Origin of the sequence: Gordonia sp. (in: high G+C Gram-positive bacteria), from assembly GCF_020438995.1 — a bacterium.
GTDB lineage: Bacteria > Actinomycetota > Actinomycetes > Mycobacteriales > Mycobacteriaceae > Gordonia.
Genome location: NZ_JAGQTN010000100.1, coordinates 1 through 3,417 on the forward strand (window position 1 = coordinate 1; position 3,417 = coordinate 3,417).

2 protein-coding genes and 1 pseudogene are annotated in these 3,417 nt (G+C 64.9%); all 3 read left to right on the forward strand.

Translation table 11 applies throughout. The annotated features are described in order from the left end of the window. Positions 1-866, forward strand: a pseudogene (locus KDB67_RS08195) (cyclohexanone monooxygenase); the annotation flags it as partial. Positions 867-906: 40 nt separating this feature from the next. Next, positions 907-1,971, forward strand: a complete 1,065-nt coding sequence (locus KDB67_RS08200) for an alpha/beta fold hydrolase (RefSeq protein ID WP_291014646.1) — start codon at positions 907-909, stop codon at positions 1,969-1,971. A gap of 116 nt (positions 1,972-2,087) precedes the next feature. Next, a partial coding sequence (locus tag KDB67_RS08205) for a Fis family transcriptional regulator (protein WP_291014648.1) occupies positions 2,088-3,417 on the forward strand: 1,330 nt, incomplete at its 3' end.

Genomic DNA, 3,417 nt, shown 5'->3' on the forward strand with positions numbered 1-3,417 from the left:
TCGAACACGCCTGGGCCGATCTCACCCCGGAGCAGCGGCACGAGCACATCAACCAGATCTGGGAGGACGGCTCGCTCAAGCTCTGGCTCGCCTCCTTCGCCGAACTGTTCTCCGAACAGGAGGCCAGTGACGTGATCTCACAGTTCGTCCGGGAGAAGATCGAGGCCCGCCTCCAGGATCCGGAACTCATCGACGCACTGGTCCCGCAACCCGGCGACTACGGCTTCGGCACCCACCGTGTTCCGCTCGAACGCGGCTACTACGAGGCCTTCCACCAGGACAATGTGGAGGCCGTCAACGTCCGGAACAATCCCATCACACGGATCACCTCGACCGGTATCGAACTCGAAGACGGCAGCCACCACGAGGTGGACGTCATTGTCATGGCAACAGGCTTCGACGCCGGCACGGGTTCTCTCACCCGGATCGATCTCCGCGGCCGCGGTGGACGTTCACTCGCCGAAGAATGGGGCAAGGACATCCGTTCGACGATGGGCATCATGATCGAGGGCTTCCCCAACCTGCTGAACACCGGAATCCCGCTGGCGCCGTCCGCGGCTCTGTGCAATATGACCACCTGCCTCCAACAGCAGACCGAGTGGATCACCGACGTCGTCAAGCACATGCAGTCCAACGGCCTGCAGATCATCGAGCCGACAGTCGAGGGCGAGCAGAGCTGGGTCGATCACCACGACGAGATCGCCAACGCCACCCTCGTCCCGAAGTCCCACTCCTGGTACACCGGCGCAAATGTCCCCGGCAAACCCACCGGCAGGCTGCTCTCCTACATCGGCGGCGTCGGCGCCTACCGTGAGGAGTGCGAGAAGGAGGCCGCCGCAGGCTACCCCCGATTCCGGTTCTCCTGATCCGCGCGGCTCCCGACGATCCTTGTGAAAGGCAACCACCATGGCCATTGAGAACGGCTACTACAGTCACGACCATCACGGAGACTACGAACTGATCAGCGTCGGCGAACTCCAGCTGGAGGAAGGCGGGACGATTCCCGACTGCCGGCTCGCCGTCGCCACCTTCGGCACGCTGAACGAGGCCAGGGACAACGCGATCCTGATCCCGACCTGGTTCTCGGGGACGCACCAGGTGTGGCGCGACGTCTACATCGGCACGGACCACGCGCTGAACCCTGACAAGTACTTCATCATCTGCGTCGACCAGATCGGCAGTGGATTGTCGACGTCCCCGCACAACGCCGACGGCCCGAACGCGAGCATCGCGATGTCGAAGTTCCCGGATATCCGGATCGGCGACAACGTCGTCGCACAGGAGCGGCTGCTCCGCGAGCACTTCGGCATCGACAAGCTGGCCCTGGTGGTCGGCGGATCTATGGGTGCGCAGCAGACCTACGAGTGGGCGGTTCGGTTCCCGGACAAGGTGCTGCGGGCGGCGCCGATAGCCGGGACCGCCCAGAACACCCCGGACGATTACCTGATCGCCGAGGTCATCCGCGAGCAGATCATGTCAGATCCGGCGTGGAAGGGCGGCGAGTACAGCTCGAACGACGAGGTGGTCGACGGCCTGACCCGCATGTCACACATCTGGGCGATCAAGGGATTCTCCACCGAGTTCTGGAAGCAGGAGGTCTGGCGGGCGCTGGACTTCGAGTCCAAGGAGGCCTTCCTGGCAGGGTTCCTGGAGCCGTACTTCACCGCGATGGATCCCAACGACCTACTGACTCAGGCCTGGGCGTGGCAGCGGGGCGATGTCGCACGGCACACCGGAGGCGATCTGGCGGCGGCGCTGAGCCGGATCACCGCCAAGGTCTTCGTCCTACCGATCGACCTGGATCAGCTGTTCCCGCCTGCAGACTGCGAGGCCGAGGCGAGGCTGATCCCGAACGCTGAATTCCGGATCGTGAACGATGTGCTGGGGCATCTCGGACTGTTCGGTGTCGCTCCGACGTACATGGTGCAAATCGACCGTCACTTGCAGGAATTGCTGGACGCAGAGGTATAGGAGTGGGCCTGGCGAGGCGGATAGGTTCTGCACCGAGTCCCCTCGCCGGCCCGCTTCGGTGATGAACACTTGACCGTGATGACGGCAGCGTAGTCGCCGTCAGGCAGAGGATTTCGATGACCACGATCCGGAACAGTGGCGCAGGACGTCACTTCACCGAGCGCGGGGCCCCCGATGGAATGGCCGGCGCCCCCGGGTCCGCCCGCCTGCCCACGTACATCCACCAGTCGTGGGATCGTTCCCGGAACGCCGGGCTGGCGCCCGATCACGTCCTCTCCGACCTGCACTACGTTCCGGACCTCGACTTGCAGCGCCGCCTCGTGCAATGCGCGGTCCCGGTTCTCGACCGTTTGCACGGCGATATGTCGAGTATTCCGCTCGCCATCGCCCTCACCGATGAGAATGCCCGGGTCATCCTTCGCCGGGACACGGACCGGTCGTTGGCCGGGCGTCTCGACGAGGCGTGTTTCGCTCCGGGTTTCGACTATTCGGAGGCCACGGTCGGCACCAACGGCGTCGGCACGGCGGTCGAGGCACGGATGCCGGTGTACATCGACGGCACACAACATTTCAACGAGGAACTCCACGAGTTCACCTGTGCGGGCACACCGATCCACGATCCGGTCAGTGGGAAGCTGGAGGGGATTCTCGACATCAGTTGCCTGGCCCGGGATGCGAATCCGATGATGCGGCAACTCACGATCACTGCCGCCCGCGACATCGAGGCAGCTCTGCGCTCCAGTGGTTCCGCGAAACAGCTCGCGGTGCTCAACTCGTTCATCGACGCCTGCCGCAGACGGTCCGGTGCTGTGTACTCACTGAGCTGCGGAATCTTCATGTCGAGCGGTTCGCAGTTCCTCGATCCGATCGACGAGGCATTCCTGCGGGAGGAGGCACGGTGCATGCTGGTCCCCGGCAGGATCAACCAATTCACGCTGATCCTGCCTTCCGGGCAGTCGATAGCCATCCGCCGTACCCTCGTCGACGACGCCGGTGAACCGGCCGGTGTGGTGCTGGAGGTCGATCTGATCAAGCGGGAAGCCTCGGTCCGGCGTCGGGGATACCAGGTGCCGACGCTTCCCGGTGCGGTCGGCGGCTCACCGCAGTGGGAACGCTGCCGCACCGAGCTCTCCAGGGCCGCGGCGACCAGCACCAACACCCTGCTGGTGGGTGAGCGGGGCGCGGGCCGCGTCACCTTGGCGCGCGGCGCTCATCTGCACAAGAATCCGCAAGCGCGGTGCGCGGTGGTGGACTGTTCCTCCCCCGACGCCGTCCATGATGCCGAGGCCGCGCTGGCGACCAGCGCGACGACGATCGTGCTGCGCCGGATCGATGCCCTGACTCCCGGTGACGACGCCGAGATCGCGCGGGCGATCACCGACGACCAACATTCCTACCCCGCCCGGTGGATCGTGGCGACGACGCACTGTGCCAGCGATTATGCGA